The organism is Paenibacillus sp. LS-5, assembly GCF_056121505.1.
In genome coordinates this window covers 1-751 of record NZ_JBWAVA010000046.1, presented here as the reverse complement: position 1 = coordinate 751, position 751 = coordinate 1, and the positions used below count along the sequence as shown (strand labels likewise).

At 50.1% G+C, this 751-nt stretch carries 1 pseudogene; it reads left to right on the top strand.

Annotated elements, in window-relative coordinates:
- Nucleotides 1–14: 14 nt before the first annotated feature.
- Nucleotides 15–751 (top strand): annotated as a pseudogene (locus AC0MA3_RS26355) (HYR domain-containing protein); the annotation flags it as partial.

Here is a 751-nt window from a genome sequence, read left to right as displayed (position 1 = left end):
TGGGTGTAACTGAAGTGAAATGGACAGCTACGGATGAGAACGGCAACGTAACGACTGGTGTACAAAAGATTACAGTGCTGGATACGACGAAGCCTGCTCTGAAGCTGCCAGCCGACAAGACCGTCGAAGCTACTGCGCTGAAGACGCCGGTGGATATCGGACTAGCAACAGGTACAGACATTTACAAAGTAACTGTGATATCGGATGCTCCTGCGGATTATGCGCTGGGTGTAACTGAAGTGAAATGGACAGCTACGGATGAGAACGGCAACGTAACGACTGGTGTACAAAAGATTACAGTGGTGGATACGACAAAGCCTGCTCTGAAGCTGCCAGCTGACAAGACGGTCGAAGCTACAGCGCTGAAGACGCCAGTGGAGATTGGACTAGCGACAGGTACAGACATTTACAAAGTAACTGTGATCTCGGATGCTCCTGCGGATTATGCGCTGGGTGTAACTGAAGTGAAATGGACAGCTACAGATGAGAACGGCAACGTAACGACTGGTGTGCAAAAGATTACAGTGGTGGATACGACGAAGCCTGCTCTGAAGCTGCCAGCCGACAAGACGGTCGAAGCTACAGCGCTGAAGACGCCAGTGGAGATCGGTCTAGCGACAGGCACAGACATTTACAAAGTAACTGTGAGTTCGAATGCCCCTGCGGATTATGCACTGGGTGTAACTGAAGTGAAATGGACAGCTACAGATGAGAACGGCAACGTAACGACTGGTGTACAAAAGATTACAGT